Origin of the sequence: Mastigocladopsis repens PCC 10914, from assembly GCF_000315565.1 — a bacterium.
Taxonomy (GTDB): domain Bacteria; phylum Cyanobacteriota; class Cyanobacteriia; order Cyanobacteriales; family Nostocaceae; genus Mastigocladopsis; species Mastigocladopsis repens.
Genome location: NZ_JH992901.1, coordinates 500,965 through 515,794, shown reverse-complemented (window position 1 = coordinate 515,794; position 14,830 = coordinate 500,965). Strand labels below are relative to the sequence as shown.

16 protein-coding genes are annotated in these 14,830 nt (G+C 42.3%); 4 read left to right on the top strand and 12 right to left on the bottom strand.

Annotated features, from left to right (window positions below):
- The first annotated feature begins 46 nt into the window (after nt 1-46).
- On the top strand, nt 47-826 hold the full coding sequence (locus tag MAS10914_RS0104385) for a hypothetical protein (RefSeq protein ID WP_017314685.1): 780 nt from the start codon (nt 47-49) through the stop codon (nt 824-826).
- A gap of 149 nt (nt 827-975) precedes the next feature.
- On the opposite strand, the gene MAS10914_RS0104380 is transcribed toward MAS10914_RS0104385, so the two are convergent.
- From MAS10914_RS0104380 to MAS10914_RS0104355, 6 genes are all read right to left on the bottom strand, one after another.
- A complete protein-coding gene (locus MAS10914_RS0104380; protein WP_017314684.1) occupies nt 976-1,167 on the bottom strand; it encodes a YqaE/Pmp3 family membrane protein in 192 nt (63 codons plus the stop codon).
- A gap of 142 nt (nt 1,168-1,309) precedes the next feature.
- Entirely contained in the window at nt 1,310-1,711 is a 402-nt protein-coding gene (locus MAS10914_RS0104375) for a phage holin family protein (protein ID WP_017314683.1), read from the bottom strand.
- Between the two features lie 170 nt (nt 1,712-1,881).
- A complete protein-coding gene (locus MAS10914_RS0104370) occupies nt 1,882-2,418 on the bottom strand; it encodes a transposase (protein ID WP_232224257.1) in 537 nt (178 codons plus the stop codon).
- A 5-nt stretch (nt 2,419-2,423) separates the two neighbouring features.
- Nucleotides 2,424-2,720 carry a transposase gene (locus MAS10914_RS0104365; RefSeq protein ID WP_017314682.1) on the bottom strand — a complete coding sequence of 99 codons (297 nt, stop codon included), beginning with the start codon at nt 2,718-2,720 and terminating at the stop codon, nt 2,424-2,426.
- Between the two features lie 205 nt (nt 2,721-2,925).
- A complete protein-coding gene (locus tag MAS10914_RS0104360; RefSeq protein ID WP_017314681.1) occupies nt 2,926-3,267 on the bottom strand; it encodes a 2Fe-2S iron-sulfur cluster-binding protein in 342 nt (113 codons plus the stop codon).
- Between the two features lie 306 nt (nt 3,268-3,573).
- A complete protein-coding gene (locus MAS10914_RS0104355; RefSeq protein WP_017314680.1) occupies nt 3,574-5,733 on the bottom strand; it encodes a Tex family protein in 2,160 nt (719 codons plus the stop codon).
- 242 nt (nt 5,734-5,975) lie between these two features.
- Here MAS10914_RS0104355 and MAS10914_RS29590 point away from each other — a divergent pair, with 242 nt between their 5' ends.
- Nucleotides 5,976-6,242 (top strand): hypothetical protein, encoded by a 267-nt coding sequence (locus tag MAS10914_RS29590; protein ID WP_017314679.1) that lies wholly within the window; start codon nt 5,976-5,978, stop codon nt 6,240-6,242.
- A gap of 309 nt (nt 6,243-6,551) precedes the next feature.
- Here MAS10914_RS29590 and MAS10914_RS0104345 read toward each other — a convergent pair whose 3' ends face one another.
- The 4 genes from MAS10914_RS0104345 to MAS10914_RS31990 all read right to left on the bottom strand — a co-directional run bounded on the left by MAS10914_RS0104345 (nt 6,552) and on the right by MAS10914_RS31990 (nt 10,939).
- Nucleotides 6,552-7,034, bottom strand: coding sequence for a DUF4385 domain-containing protein (locus MAS10914_RS0104345; RefSeq protein ID WP_017314678.1), 483 nt, complete (start codon nt 7,032-7,034; stop codon nt 6,552-6,554).
- A 4-nt stretch (nt 7,035-7,038) separates the two neighbouring features.
- On the bottom strand, nt 7,039-8,655 hold the full coding sequence (locus MAS10914_RS31995; protein WP_017314677.1) for a YtxH domain-containing protein: 1,617 nt from the start codon (nt 8,653-8,655) through the stop codon (nt 7,039-7,041).
- A gap of 129 nt (nt 8,656-8,784) precedes the next feature.
- Nucleotides 8,785-9,381 (bottom strand): hypothetical protein, encoded by a 597-nt coding sequence (locus MAS10914_RS0104335; RefSeq protein ID WP_017314676.1) that lies wholly within the window; start codon nt 9,379-9,381, stop codon nt 8,785-8,787.
- A gap of 235 nt (nt 9,382-9,616) precedes the next feature.
- The gene (locus MAS10914_RS31990) at nt 9,617-10,939 is read right to left on the bottom strand and encodes a hypothetical protein (RefSeq protein ID WP_017314675.1); all 1,323 of its coding nucleotides are present in this window, start codon (nt 10,937-10,939) and stop codon (nt 9,617-9,619) included.
- 564 nt (nt 10,940-11,503) lie between these two features.
- On the opposite strand from MAS10914_RS31990, the gene MAS10914_RS0104325 reads away from it, so the two are divergent.
- Nucleotides 11,504-11,968 carry a VOC family protein gene (locus tag MAS10914_RS0104325; RefSeq protein WP_017314674.1) on the top strand — a complete coding sequence of 155 codons (465 nt, stop codon included), beginning with the start codon at nt 11,504-11,506 and terminating at the stop codon, nt 11,966-11,968.
- Between the two features lie 88 nt (nt 11,969-12,056).
- Nucleotides 12,057-12,344 carry a hypothetical protein gene (locus MAS10914_RS0104320; protein WP_017314673.1) on the top strand — a complete coding sequence of 96 codons (288 nt, stop codon included), beginning with the start codon at nt 12,057-12,059 and terminating at the stop codon, nt 12,342-12,344.
- A gap of 39 nt (nt 12,345-12,383) precedes the next feature.
- Here the strand turns inward: MAS10914_RS0104320 and MAS10914_RS0104315 are convergent, their stop codons facing one another.
- Nucleotides 12,384-13,139 (bottom strand): class I SAM-dependent methyltransferase, encoded by a 756-nt coding sequence (locus MAS10914_RS0104315; protein ID WP_017314672.1) that lies wholly within the window; start codon nt 13,137-13,139, stop codon nt 12,384-12,386.
- Nucleotides 13,140-13,168: 29 nt separating this feature from the next.
- Entirely contained in the window at nt 13,169-14,740 is a 1,572-nt protein-coding gene (locus MAS10914_RS0104310) for a metallophosphoesterase family protein (RefSeq protein ID WP_017314671.1), read from the bottom strand.
- Nucleotides 14,741-14,830: the final 90 nt, after the last annotated feature.

Here is a 14,830-nt window from a genome sequence, read left to right as displayed (position 1 = left end):
ACATACTCTCGATAAATTTCTATAAGTTAAATCTCAAAGAGCAAAGATGACTAATAATATCAAAGAGCAAATTAAAAACGACCTGCAAGAAGCAAAACAAACCGGACAACTCAGAGCCGAACGTGTTCGAGAAATTGTAAAATCTGCACTTTCTCAGGTAGTATCTGAGTTTAAAGAAGGTTCTACTGAACTTCGCATCCTTGTTAAAGATGCTGTCTCTACTGTCATTGAAAACTTACAAGAAAAAGGTAGTGACGTGAAAGAAGAAGTGACGGCGTCCATTGAGGGAGCGTTGGAAGCAGTTAATAGTAAAAGACACGAATCTATTGCTAAAACTCAAGCTGAAGTTAAGCAGCTACAAGCAAAATTAGATGAACAAGAAGAAAAAATTCAGCAAGAAGTTGAAGGAATTTTAACAGAAATTCAAGACACAACTCAAGAAAAATCTGCTAGTGCAAAAACCGCTATTGATTCGGCTATAAATGGGATCAAAAATAGTGAGGAAGCAGAATTATTAAAGAAACGCTATGCTCAACTGCGAGCACAGCTAGCCATCGTACAAGCTAATTTGGCTGCACGTTATGGCGGACGTTCTGAGGAAGTTCAAGGATATTTAGACGAAGCTAAAAACTGGTTTAACCAAGCTCGTCCGCAAGCAGAAGTGGTAGTTGCACAGGTACAAGAAAAAAGTACGCAGATAGACCAAAAACTTGGTGAAGCAGGTACGGCGATCGCTAAAAAAGAGCGCCAGATCAGACAAATATTAAGGGAGTTACTCCATGCAGCGGCTGACAGGTTTAAAGAAAAAGAACCTGTTAAGAAATAGAGTAGATTATCAGCGGCAGGGTAGGCAAATGCCTACCCTAATTTTTACATATTCTAAAGTAGAGACGCGACATGAATGCCGCGTCTCTAAAGTTTTTTAGCGTCTTTTGTTGCAATTTCAAGAAAGATGACTACCAATAGTGCAAAAGGTTAGTATATTTCTCCCCCTCTGTCCAGTTTCTCTTCGTGCTTGGCAATGACCCAAATTGCATGAATACTACCGGGAAGCCAACCAAGAAGCGTAAGTAAAACGTTAATCAACAGAGTAGAACCAACTCCAACTGTTAGGAAAACGCCTAAAGGAGGCACGACTAAACCAAGAAGAAAACGAACTAGTTTCATGGGATTGCTGCTACTTTCTTAAACTGTTTTCACTTTCATTTTCTTTAATTAACCGAATGAAAAACTCCTCCACAGGAGTTATCTTGTTTCGGCGTAGAGTAGAGACAAGAATACTTTAGTCTCTACTGATAAATGCTGATATTTAGCTTGATGGCAGTTCTGCTTTGTTCTTTGCATCTTGGCTGCTAGGTAAAGCCAAATTTCTTTCAGCAAAGTATTTGTTAATGAAAGTGCTAGCAAAAGAAAGAACAACAGGACCGAGAAGAAAACCAATTAATCCGTGAACTTGGAACCCAGGAACAAAAAATGCTGCTAAAGAGAAACAGATGCCGTTGACAATGAGTGAAAATGCTCCTAAGCTCAGGAAATTAAGTGGCAAAGAAAGAACCGATAGAACTGGCTTGACTGAACCATTGATAAAACCAATAGCCAAAGCAGCGATCATTGCTGCTGGGAAATTATCAATGTTAACACCAGGAACAACTAAATCCACAATTAGCAAGCTTAAAGCTGTTGCTATAGCGGTGACAAATGCTCCAATCATTGTTTTTTCCTAAAACCCAGAGAATGTGTTTTTAAACTCCTTCCCCTATCTTCAAATGATGTACTGTATCTTAACCTCTCTAACAAGGCATATTTCTTGTTATGCCATTTGGCTAGTATCTTAAAATAGTTAACAGTATGGTGTTATAGAACCCATTTGAGATCTTTTTGCTAGCTAGCAGCTAATCGTTTGAGCATCAATCGGATAAAACAAAGTTTGAGCTTGGCATTGGCACGAGCGAGTGTGCGGTCAAAGTTTTTGACTAAACTTTTACATCGCTCTACCCAAGCATTGGATCTCTCTATCACCCATCTAGCAGCCACCGGAACAAATCCGGATTGTCCTTTGGCTTGCTTTTCAGCTTTTGATGGCTTGGCAGAGAGTTCAAATTGGATTTTGGTCATGATCTGGGGATAAATTTGCTCTAAGGCCGGGATAATTTTTTCAGGATGATAGCCATGATCTACCAAGATAGTTGTTTTGGGCAATTCCAGTGGTTTAGATTGGAAATAATCGATATTTTGTGAGAGCATTTCAATCAACCCCTGGTCATCAGATACGTTGGCGGTGGTGCAGTGAGTGAAGAAAGGGAAACCCAATATATCCACTGCTAGATGTCTTTTAATCCCGTTGGTTGCTTTGTAAAAACAAAACCCTTTCGACTCAACACTGGCATTACAAGTATTTTTGACCGCTTGTGAATCAATCAGGATCAGGGTTGTCCAGTGTGGTTTTTTTTTACTTGTTCACGCACTCCCTGATGTAAATTAGCCATAATTGAGTCCAGGATGCCATCTTCACACCACTGCTTGTAATGCCAGAACACAGTAGAATAGGGCGGCAAATCTCTGGGTAAGTCTGCCCAGTTGCAACCATTCTTAAGTTGATAAAATATCCCGTTCAATATTTGCCTCTTTGTCCACACAGGAGGTCTTGTTTTCTTCTTGGTCGGCAATAACGGCTCGATAATTTCCCATTCCAAGTCTGTCACGTCGCTTGAATATCCCATTTTTCGCCCTGACCTGATTCTATTCCACTGTTTGTGCCGATTTTACTTCTTCACCTCAAAGATCTCAAATGGGTTCTATAAATTAAAGTTAAAAGCTTAGAACTAGCTAATTTATAAAGAAAATATTAAATTTTTAGGGTGCGTTAACCAAAACTCCGGCATCCTATAGTCATTTTATACTTAGCTCTATAAATGTCCACTATAACTATTCTAATGGTGCAGTATTTCCTTGAAAGTAAAGCGATGATTTATACAAGACTTGTTCTTGATGAGTTTCTAAAGTGCAATCCGACAAAGGATAAGCAACACAGGTAATAGTGTAGCCAGCCTCTACTTCATTTGGACGCAGAAACTTTTGCTCACTTTGGTCAATTTCTCCACTGGTTATCTTGGCAACACAGGCAGAACATTCCCCTTGTTTGCATCCTGATGGTAAACGGATACCAGCTTCTTGGGCGATATCAAGAATATACTGGTCATCTGGGACTTCTATGGTGCGATCTAATCCAATTTCGGAATTGATGAGTCGAACTTGATAAATTGCCATTTGCTATTTTTGAGAAGAGATTTAGATGAATAGACTTCTTGCAAAAGCCTATATTTAGTATTTAGAACCACAGATGGACACAGATGGACACAGATGAATTATCTGTGTGTATCTGTGTCCATCTGTGGTTTCATTTTTACAAAAATTGACTTTTGTACGAGAGTCCATGAGCTACGCTTACAACAGCTTATAACAAAGCATAAAAATAGACTTTCAAGGCAATTTTAATACTATTTTCCACTGCTAAAGTGGTTTCGCACCTAGAGACGCGCCATGGCGCGTCTCTACATTTTCGCACCAAAGAATCTACTGCTTAACTGATTTCATCGACAAACTAATCCGCTTCAATTTCTCGTTGACTTCCAGCACTTGCACTTTCACAACTTGTCCCACCTTCACGATTTTCTTTGGATCGTCAACAAATCTATCAGCAAGTTGGGAGATATGCACTAAACCGTCCTGATGCACACCAATATCAACGAAAGCGCCAAAGTTGGCAACATTCGTGACGATACCTTCTAATTCCATCCCTTCTTTAAGGTGAGAGATTTCCTTGATTCCCTCTTTGAAGGTGGCATACTTAAACTCAGCGCGTGGATCTCTTCCTGGCTTTTCTAATTCGTTGAGGATATCGCGCAGGGTAGGTTCGCCAACCGTATCGGTGACGTATTTCTGGAGATTCGTTTTTTTCAGCTTTTCGCCAATTTGAGTGATTTGAGTTAATGGTACGCCCAGATCAGATGCGATCGCCTGCACCACTGGATAACTCTCTGGGTGTACAGCAGTATTATCCAAGGGGTTGTCACTACCGCGAATACGTAAGAAACCCGCCGCCTGTTCAAATGCTTTTGGTCCCAATTTCGCGACTTTCTTGAGTTCCCGGCGATTTTTAAACGCGCCGTGCTGGTTACGATAAGCGACAATGTTATTGGCAACGCTTGACGTAATGCCAGAGACAAAGGTGAGAAGTTCCTTAGAAGCAGTATTCAAGTCTACGCCGACGTAGTTGACGCAGCTTTCAACCGTGTCATCCAACTTCTTTTTCAACAACTTCTGATCCACGTCATGCTGGTATTGTCCCACACCGATGGACTTGGGATCGATTTTCACGAGTTCCGCAAGTGGATCTTGCAAACGGCGACCAATACTAATGGCACCGCGCACGGTAATATCTAAATCGGGAAATTCTTCTAAAGCAACTTTGCTTGCAGAATATATCGAAGCACCCGACTCATTCACCATGACTTTAGTTGGTTTGCGTTCCATTGTTTGCAGCACTTGCAAGACAAACTCATCTGTCTCCCGGGAAGCTGTACCGTTACCAATGGCGATTAACTCTATTTTGTACTTCTCAATTAAATTTCTCAGAGTTTGTGCAGCTTTTTGGCGTTGTTCGGCTGCTTGATGGGGAAATACCGCTTGGTATTCCAAAAATTTCCCGGTTTGATCGAGTACAGCAACTTTGCACCCAGTTCTAAACCCTGGATCTATAGCTAGCGTCGGTTTCATCCCCGCTGGTGCTGACAGCAGCAACTCGCGCAAATTCGCTTCAAACGTCTTGATAGACTCAATATCTGCTTGCGTTTTCTTCTCCGAAATCACTTCACTCATTATGGAAGCTTTCATCAAGCGGTTAAATGCATCCTTCAGCATCGCCTGATAAAAATCACGAATGGCGCGGACTTTTGTCTTAATTTCCTTTGACTCCAAATAGGAAAGCACCAGATCCTCATCAAAGGAAATTTCAAAACTCAACACTTCCTCTGCTTCACCGCGACACAACGCCAGCAGATTGTGGGGTGCAATGTTTTTCACCTTCATCTGATAATTGCGGTACATCTCAAACTTGGTTGTCCCTTCTGGACGATCATCTTTGATGCGGGAGACAAACACCCCTTCCTCCAGCAAGTACTCCCGCAGATATGCACGCAGTTCTGCTTTTTCCGCAACTTCTTCCGCTAGGATATCAGAAGCACCTTTGAGCGCTTCTTCTGCTGTTTTGACTCCCTTTTCCTGGGAGATATACTTCGCCGCTTCCGCTTCCAGCGACGCCGCTGCACCATTTTTGACGTTCAGCGACTTGATGAACTCCGCAAGCGGTTCGAGTCCTTTTTCTCTAGCAGCAGTGGCGCGAGTGCGGCGTTTCGGACGGTAGGGGAGATATAAATCCTCTAGTTCGGTTTTTTGTAAACAGGATTCAATTTTTTGTTTGAGTTCATCGGTGAGTTTATCTTGTTCGGCGATCGCCTTCAAAATCACCGATTTCCTTTCTTCCAATTCTCTTAAGTAATTATACTTATCTTCAATTTCGCGTAACTGGACTTCATTCATTTCGCCTGTACGCTCTTTGCGATACCGTGCAATAAAGGGAATTGTCGCACCCTCGGTCAAAAGTTCTAGCGCGTTTTGCACCTGAAAGGGTTTAAGGTTGAGTTCAGTAGCCAGTAATTGAGGAATGTTCAGCATCGGGTGTCTCAGTTGAAAACGCTACTTTTTAAGGTAATACGTTAGATAGATTCGATAGTGCAACTCTAAAGTGTTAAGCTAGATTAACATAGGATTTCGGAATCTTGTCTCTATACGCTGTTGTTATAGGTAGCGTGTTATGGCTAAAACGACTTAGAATGTCAAATTAAATACATTTGTTACCAACAGCAGCTTTAATACGCATATATAAACGCTTCTGCTTTTCTCAGAGGTGAGGAACAATGGCTTTATTTTTCCTGATTCCACTTTTCACTGGTTTAATTGGCGGCTATATCTTCAAAAAGTGTACCGATGAAATCGGGTACTTTGCAGGGATATTTGCAGTTGTCTGTATAGTTCTCAGCTTGGTCTTAGCACCTTGGCAGATACTATTTTTAGTGCTCATTTTTACCCTCATTACCACTAAAAAACTTTTGGAGCAAAACGAGTATAAAATGACTCACTCTAATGAAGAAAAGGGAAAACTTAATTCCGGCAATAATCACTAACAAGTTCTTTCTAAAGCTAAGGATTTTGATAGTGAGATGATACTTAAGTCTCGGGACACCATCTAATCAGCTTTAGATGAAACTGATAAAACTTCGTAGGTGATTTGGTAAACAAAGTATCATCGTATCCCTGTGATAATTCACAGATGGAGAAGTACCTAATTTTCTACTTTGAATTATAATAATTTCTTATACTAAAAATAAAATTATTTAATATAAATCTTGACTTTGTCTAGAAACCAACTTTTTGAACTGCCTTAGGCTTTAAGATAAAAAACCAGTTACTCCCTTACTATTTTGTCAACGCTCCTACATTTGTTGATGCTTTGCTAAAAGCTGAAGATATTTTTCATTCGTCTTGGCTTGTATCCACTTTTCTTTAAAAATTGCTGCTGATTCAGCTTTAACTGGGTCTACTTCATTAGGTAAAATATCTTTTCTAGCTTTAATCTGGTCTTCTTTAGAGGCTTCTTTTTGAGGATTAGTTTTGTACTTTCTACCACTTTTGTGATTTGCATAACGGCGCGAGCGCGTGTATCCCATCTGTAAAAACTTCCGCGCCATATCCGCACCAACAAAATCGTCTTGCTCCAAATACGTCAAAAACATCTGATAAATTTTTACACTAGATTCTCTCGCAATATCCGGAGTTTTAAACCGCCAGTAGGGAAGAATTTCTGATTTGTATGGTTCTACCAAAAGCACTCCCTGTTCACCCTTACCCACGCGATAGAGTTCAGGATGTTGGCGAAAATCAATATTGTGAAAATCTAGAGAATAATTAAATGACATTATCTTACAAGCAAGCACTACCACATTTATGGACTTTTGCCCAAACTCTTGTTGGTGGCTGAGTGGTACTGGGATCTGTTACAAATTCTACTTTAAGAATTTTTAGCTTCTCTTGCGGCTTAAGAATAGCTAAAGCTTTTTGTTTTTGATGACTAAAGCGAGGTGCTTGTGGTTTATTATCCCTTAACGTCACGCCTGGTTTGACAGTGACAGTTACTATCGACCCCACAGATGGAACAATAGATGAATCAGTAGACTGTGAACTTTTGATGAGAGGCTTTCCAAGCAATAGTGAATTGGAGGCTTGATTGACATTACCTATAAAAATCCAACCATCAGTCATTGTTTTTAGACTTCTTTCCGGTGTTGTTTCCGGTGTTGTTTCCGGTATTGCAGATAGACTCTGAGAAGATGCTGATGATTTTATGACTAACGGATTTTGTTTTGGATTAAATCCCAAGGCTACACCCATCAAAGTTATGATAGATACTCCTAGAATAATTCCGGTAACTTTTGGGATTTTGTCGGTCTTTAATTTAATATTTTGTTTTCTAAGCTGTTGACTTTTTTCTGATTGACTCTGCTCAAATTCTTTTTCTTTGTGTTGAATATTGTCTTCCTCAATGTCTTTTATATCTATGTCTTGAAAACTCTTAAGCTCTTTTATATCTATTTCTTGAAAAGTCTTAGACTGTTGTAAATCATTAAACCCTTGAGCTACCTGTTCACTACTATCAGGTTCATTTGGTGAGTTACTATTCTGAGGAAACTCCACCCCCAACTCCTGGATAAAAAAATCTCCTCCTGTGTGTGTCGCTAGCGGGGGAGTGGGAGGTGGTGGTGCAGGAAGGGATACCGTAAGCGGGGTGGAGTCTTCGTATTGTGGAGAATTAGACAGACTTGATATAACATCATTACTTAGAGGATGCTCCGTCACCAGCTGCTCTTGGTGTATGTTGTGGTTGTGATTACCAAATGGCTTGACTGGCTCATCTGTATCTTTGAGGGTTTCTTCTACACCTATGACAGATTGCTTAACCTCGTCAATTGTATCTTTTAATGCATTTCCTACACTGATTACATTGTAGTTAACAGCCTCAGCTACGTTCTTGGCTGCACCTACTACAGATGGATTAACCTCGTCAACTGTATCTTTGACTGCCTTTACTACACCTACTACAGATGGCTTGGCTTCCTCAACTGTATCTTGGACTGCCTTTACTACACCTACTACGGATGGCTTGGCTTCCTCAACTGTATCTTGGACTGCCTTTACTAAGCCTACTACGGATGGCTTAACTTCCTCAACTGTATCTTTGAGTGCATTTCCTACACCGTTTACATTGTGGTTAACAGTCTCAGCTACACTTTTAGCTGCGTCTACTAAACTATCTACCGTACGGTTAACACGCTCAGCTGTACCCTTTCCAACCAAAGCGCCAGCTACTGCGCCCATCACAGCACCAGAGACTCCTCCAACTCGGCGACCGAGTAAACCACCAATAGCTGCTCCAACTAACCCACCGCCTATACCCATGCCTCCTCGAGGAGCCTTACGTTGCTCTATAATGCGGTCAGCATATTTGTGATGCTGATCAATAGGCTGCTTGTTATAACTCATACTAACTGTCTCCTTAAATTATACTAAAGAGGCATAACCGCTAGTTAAAGCAGCTCGTGATCTATGACCAACCAAACAATCTTAGGTAAAATTTCAAATTAGTAGGGTGGGGATTGCCCACCCTACACTTCATTTCTGGTTTTCTACTGGGACTAACATGTAAGACGTCTGGTCATTAGGTATGTTAGCGCTCTGACCACCAGAGGGCTTGGGATCTTCAACGGCACTCTTGGCTACATTCATTGTGTTTGTGACAGAGTGGCTAACACCTTCAGCTGCACCCTTAACAATGTCCATTGTATTATTTACGGTGTCACTAACACCCACCGCTGTAGTCTTAACAGCAGTCACCGTATTGTTTACAGTCTCGTTAACGCCCACCGCTGTACCCCTGACGCTTTGCCCTACATCTTTTGCGGTGTCGTTAACACCCACAGCTATTGTATTTATTGCCTCCCCTACACCTTGTACACTGTGGTTAAAATTTTGGGCTGCATCCTTTACCTTATCCCCTACATTTTTTACAGTTTGGTTAACCTTTTCGGCTGTACCCTTAATAGCTAAAGCTCCAGCTATTGCACCTAAGGTAGCCCCAATGAGTGTTCCAATCGCTATTTTAGAGAACCCATTATTCGTGTCTTTACCTACTTGATAAGTGTCAGTTTGATCTGGAGCTAGATCAATATTTCCTTGAGGTTGATCCAAAAGCTGCTGGTTCGCATCCATAATAATCGTTTCCTTTGTGCCAAAACTGGTTAATTCCTATCTCGTTACACGACACTCAAAGCAACGCTTAGACCTTTTTCCTTGATTTGATAGGGTCTAAGCCGGAAAACCATATCGTATAACTTGCGAACTTCTTATGTTTGCAGGTAGTCCAATTAGGACTACCTTTATTTAAAAGGGGGCACCGTTGTTACAGTGTCTCAATTTTATTGATGACCCTCGGAATGTTAAATCCCTATTTGTAATCGGTAAACCGAGAAATTTCTTCCTCTAGCGGGTCTATTTCACCAGCGTCTACTGACATAGGATCAACTACAGGCGTAATTGGCTCAACTACAAGCCGCTCTGTTTCATCTGGGGTTGAAATGTAGACCATCGGCGTACGATCCATGTCTACTGCATCATTGTTGATCCCCTGGTTGCCTGTAGCCATCCAGCCTTGATATTGATTGCCCTGATTTTCAGATGACTGGGCATTCTGTGCTGCACTTTGTACAGATTGGTTAAAATCCTGGGCTGTATTCTGTACTGCGTCCGCTGCACCTTGTGCGGCTTGCTTAGTTCCCTCAGCGGCTTTGTTTGCTGTGTCCTTTGCTGTGTCTGCAGCACCTTGTACAGCTTGGCTAACACCTTGCGCTGTACTTTGTACTGCGTCCGCTGTACCTTGTGCGGCACCTTGTACAGCCTGGCTAACACCTTGCGCTGTACTCTGTGCTGCGTCCGCTGCAACTTGTGCGGCACCTTGTACAGCTTGGCTAACACCCTGCGCTGTACTCTGTACTACGTCTGCTGCAACTTGCGCGGTTTGCTTAGCTACATCAGTGACGCCCTGCGCTGTATGCTGTACTGCATCCACTGTACCTGCTACGGTTTGCTTGGTTACCTCAGCAACACCCTGCGCTGTCTCCACTGCGCCACCTACAACAGCTTGGGTAGCACCCTCAGCAATACTCTTTGCCGCTTCCCCTAAACCTTTTCCTGTTTGGCTAAGACCGCCGCCTATAGTCTTTGCAGCTTCTCCTATACCTTTTGCCGCAACGTTAAAGCCCTTAGCTATTCTTTGACCAGCAAAAGCCGCAGCTAATGACCCCAACGTACCACCAATGAGTCCGCCTATCAGTGCTCTACTGACTAGAGGATTGATGCCTCCTTTTGCTGCTTGAGCACCTGCTTGACCGCCAGAAGAAGCATTTGCGTCTACAGATGCCCCAGCACCCATGTTTGTGCCTGCTGAACCAGTATAAGGTTGACCTGTGGTCATGCGATTAGCATCAACGCTTCCATATGCCCCAGCACCCATGTTTGTGCCTGCTGAACCAGTATAAGGTTGACCGGTGGTCATGCGATTAGCATCAACACTTCCAGACGTCCCAGTACCCCTGTTTGCGCCTACTGAACCAGCATAAGCTTGATCGGTAGTCATGCGATTAGCATCATCGGTTCTAGATACTCCTGCATCTATGTTTTTTGTGCCTGCTGAACCAGCATAAGGTTGCTCTGTAGTTATGCTGTTAGCGTTTATACCCTGCCTATCCAAAGCCTGCCTGCTCTCAACCATGTCAATCGTCTCCTTAAATCAAAAAGGTTTGACGCTTATTTGATGTAGATTGTTTTCATTCGCAAATTTAACGATTACAAACCATAACTTAAACGATCTAAGGATATACATACGAAATAACACAGTCTGTCTGAAGTTAGAATTTAGAGACGTAGATAAATATGCGTATTAACCCTGTCTAGATTTATTTGGTAATATACATTTTGTGACAGGAATATATGCTTTTTTTATCATTCCTTTATTCAGTGAATAAAAACAGTAAAAATTTTAGAGAAATCGAGTGATAAATCAGTAAAAAAGGCAAAGAAACTATTTTATTAGCCAAGATAATACGCTTTACTCTATAACTGAATTTGCCGTAGCATTCTTGATCAACCTCGTTTAGCACAGGGAAGAATCATCAGCCATTCAAAAATAAAAAATCAAAAAAGCAGCATTGGTAAGCATTCTACTTATTGACTATATGCAAGTTAAATACGGAACATTTCAGTAACTGGTTAATAGAGTCAGCTTTTTATATCATTAAGTGTAGCTTCTACCTCAGTCAGTCAATTGAGTTCCGCCATGCTAACAAGTCCCCAATCCCTGAAAACTGTCCTTGCTGTGGGCGACCTCCGAAGAGTGCATCACATAGCCCTCAACGTCCATGATATGCAAGCCTCTCGTCACTTCTACGGTACTATTTTGGGTTTGCATGAACTGACTGGTGATGAAGTTCCCGCAACCCTTGTAGACTTAGTAGCACAGGGTAAAGTCGCTAACTTCGTCACCCCTGATGGCACAATCCTCGATTTATTTTGGGAACCAGACTTATCACCGCCAGACCCAAACCCGGAACGCACCTTTACCAGAGCATATCACTTGGCTTTTGACATTGCTCCTGAGTTGTTTGAGCAAGCCGTTGAAGTCCTAAGACAAAATCACTTTGCGATCGCCCACGGACCCGTTACCCGTCCCACTGGTAGAGGCGTGTACTTCTACGACCCCGATGGCTTTATGATTGAGATTCGTTGCGACCCCAAAGGGTAATATGAATATGAGTTTAGAAGTCAGACTTAGTTGTTAGTAATATTCTTTGACAACTAACAACTAACAACTATCAACTATCAACTATCAAATGACAAATCCAAAAACATATCAAGTTCTTGAAGAGGCGATAAAAAAACCTCCTATTCCACACGAACCACACAAGCAGCCATTAAAAGGTTGGGCGATGTATTGTTTGCGAGATAGAGGTTTTAAAGTAGTCTATGCCCAAAATGCCGACTTTGCTGTTGAAACTAGAAACGGTGAAAAGATTTATTTTAAAGTCACAAATAATGCAACTGATTTAGATAAGCAATTTTGCTGGATAGTTTGGGATAGTGTAGCCAAAAGCGCTAGCCTCATTGCACCAGAATCTTAACTCTATCTCCTCTGTGCCTCTGTGGTTCATCAAATGCGATTAAGCTTGAGGTTTTTCAAACACCATCAAATGCTGCTGTGGTAAAAAGTTTTTGGTTTCACGCCAAACCAAACCAACAGCTTGCATTTCTTTTCGTACTTGCCTCTGAGTCATCTTGTGTAGAGCTTTAATCATAATAAAGGGATTTTCACCCCGGTATTCAACCAGCACTACCCTAGCACCTGGTTTAAGCGCCCGAAAAATCCCTTTCATCACCTCTCGTGGATACTCAAATTCGTGATACGCATCCACCATCAAAGCCAAGTCAACACTTTCTGGTGGTAAATTGGGATTAGTCAAAGTTGCCAAAATAGGCTCAACATTGGTGATATTGTTCTCTTTGTTCAAAAACTCAATAATATCTAACATTTCTGGCTGAATATCCACAGCCAATACTTTTCCTGCTGGTAGTAGGGGAGCAATGCGAAAGCTCATGTATCCCGTACCAGCGCCGATATCCGCAACAACATCGTTAGGATTGAAATTAAGGGCGTTCATCACCTTGCTTGGTTGTTCTTCAGCCTCTCGACTTGGTCGTTCTAGCCACAATGCTCCTGTGTGACCCATGACTTTGGCTATTTCTCGACCCATGTAAAATTTACCAATACCATCTGGATTATGAATCAGTCGTTGTTCGTAAACAGTGGAAGATGGAGAAGCTGCGCTTGCTGTACCAGGGTTAAGTAGCAAGTAGTACAGCATCACTAGGACAATTGCGGCGAGATGTAAAAAGTTATATTTTTGTTTACGGTTCATCAACTTTATATCACTCAGCACTCTGCACGTTAAATCACAAATGGTTCTAGCTGGAGATCGCACCACTGTCCCTGAAAGCGTTCGGTGACAAACGGTCTCACAATAAACTTAGGTGGGAGACCGTCTTGAACATCAATTCGCACAAATGAGTAGGGAAGACGCTTTTGCTCATCGTATCCATTGCGACCAAAAAAAAGTAATGAATCAGCAACTTTACGGCTAGGACTACGTGGAATATCCTCAAAAGTCTCCATCAATTCTGATCCCTCCTTTCGCTGACGACGGGGGTAATGACCGCTACCACCAGAGATAATGCAGTTGATAAACGAGTCAGCGTGTCCAGTGTCTACAGTACGGAGATGTTCTAGACAGTGCGCGTGACCATTCAAAATCAAATCGACCATTGGACGCCCCTGAGTGAGGGAACCAAGGGTGTCTGCGACTTCATCCAAGACCCAACGCAGACGGCGGCGAACTGCCAATGTTTGCGCTTGATACCACTTGGTCGCCTCGGTAACGTAAGGAGGATGATGGAAATAAATAATACGTCCGCGTACTTGCTCGGTATTCCAAGATTCGATGAGTCTTTGCTTGAGCCAATTAAGTTGTTCAAAGTCTACAGCTGGCGCTTCATGGGATTCAAGCTGTTTTTCAATATCGATTTTTACCTCGTCAATTTGGTATAACTTAGCTTTGAGGGCGTCGAGTTGTTCAGCTTCTTCGGCAATATCAGGGTTGAGGCGATCGCATACTTCCAGAATTTGCATCTCCTCTTGTTCTATTTCATGCCGACGATGAACCAATTCGCGACGTTCGTCTTCTCCTTCTTTCGTCGCAGGAAGCGGTAATGGTGCATTAAAGGTATTGGAGTCGAGGGCGAAAAAGTCAATCCCACCGTAACGGAAAGTGTAATAGCGGTTGGGTAAGCGGGTGAAACGTCCGGGTTCATAACGCAAACAGCGTCCTCTATCTGTCTTAGCAGTATAATGGTTGTCTAGGTGATGTTCTAACTGTTTACTAGGAGCGATGACAGCCATGTAGTCAAGAAACGCTCGTGCATAGGCGTCACCCTGGTAAGATCCATGCCAGCCAATCTCGATATCTTTGTAGCGGAAGAAACGGCGCAGTGGCAGCGTGGTTCCCGCGAGCAAACGGTACATCAACGGTACATCATAGTAATCATGATTACCAGGCACTGGCAGAATTGGCAAGTTAAACACCATGCGCTCGTAGGAAATGCGTTTGGGGTTTTCGCCACCCACAAGAAACTCACGGTAAGGTTCAATAAAGTTGGTCGGATAATACTCATGAGAACCCACCACATAAATCACATCGCCGGTGTGGACGACAAAACGGCACTCCTCGTGGTGAGCAAGCATCAATTCAGCAATTTGCCGTTGGGGGTGGTGTCCGTGATGTTCCGTAGTGCCACTATCACCTATAACCATGAAGGAGAATTCTGGATTATCCGAGTTGCCATCATCTATAACCATGCTGGTTTGGTCAATCCTCCGTTGGACAATACTCGGATGTCGCCACCGTACCCGTTCCTTCATTTTTTGGATTTTCACAGAAATCGGTGGGTCAAATATGAATTTCATAAGTTAGTTGATAGTTGATAGTTGATAGTTGGTAGTTGGTAGTTGGTAATTGTTAAAAATTACCACTAACTACTAACTACTAACCACTCC

Coding starts and splice junctions, on each gene's coding strand:
- MAS10914_RS0104385 (WP_017314685.1), top strand. CDS start 47: ATGACTAATAATATCAAAGAGCAAATTAAAAACGACCTGCAAGAAGCA.
- MAS10914_RS0104380 (WP_017314684.1), bottom strand. CDS start 1,167: ATGAAACTAGTTCGTTTTCTTCTTGGTTTAGTCGTGCCTCCTTTAGGC.
- MAS10914_RS0104375 (WP_017314683.1), bottom strand. CDS start 1,711: ATGATTGGAGCATTTGTCACCGCTATAGCAACAGCTTTAAGCTTGCTA.
- MAS10914_RS0104365 (WP_017314682.1), bottom strand. CDS start 2,720: ATGGGATATTCAAGCGACGTGACAGACTTGGAATGGGAAATTATCGAG.
- MAS10914_RS0104360 (WP_017314681.1), bottom strand. CDS start 3,267: ATGGCAATTTATCAAGTTCGACTCATCAATTCCGAAATTGGATTAGAT.
- MAS10914_RS0104355 (WP_017314680.1), bottom strand. CDS start 5,733: ATGCTGAACATTCCTCAATTACTGGCTACTGAACTCAACCTTAAACCC.
- MAS10914_RS29590 (WP_017314679.1), top strand. CDS start 5,976: ATGGCTTTATTTTTCCTGATTCCACTTTTCACTGGTTTAATTGGCGGC.
- MAS10914_RS0104345 (WP_017314678.1), bottom strand. CDS start 7,034: ATGTCATTTAATTATTCTCTAGATTTTCACAATATTGATTTTCGCCAA.
- MAS10914_RS31995 (WP_017314677.1), bottom strand. CDS start 8,655: ATGAGTTATAACAAGCAGCCTATTGATCAGCATCACAAATATGCTGAC.
- MAS10914_RS0104335 (WP_017314676.1), bottom strand. CDS start 9,381: ATGGATGCGAACCAGCAGCTTTTGGATCAACCTCAAGGAAATATTGAT.
- MAS10914_RS31990 (WP_017314675.1), bottom strand. CDS start 10,939: ATGGTTGAGAGCAGGCAGGCTTTGGATAGGCAGGGTATAAACGCTAAC.
- MAS10914_RS0104325 (WP_017314674.1), top strand. CDS start 11,504: ATGCTAACAAGTCCCCAATCCCTGAAAACTGTCCTTGCTGTGGGCGAC.
- MAS10914_RS0104320 (WP_017314673.1), top strand. CDS start 12,057: ATGACAAATCCAAAAACATATCAAGTTCTTGAAGAGGCGATAAAAAAA.
- MAS10914_RS0104315 (WP_017314672.1), bottom strand. CDS start 13,139: ATGAACCGTAAACAAAAATATAACTTTTTACATCTCGCCGCAATTGTC.
- MAS10914_RS0104310 (WP_017314671.1), bottom strand. CDS start 14,740: ATGAAATTCATATTTGACCCACCGATTTCTGTGAAAATCCAAAAAATG.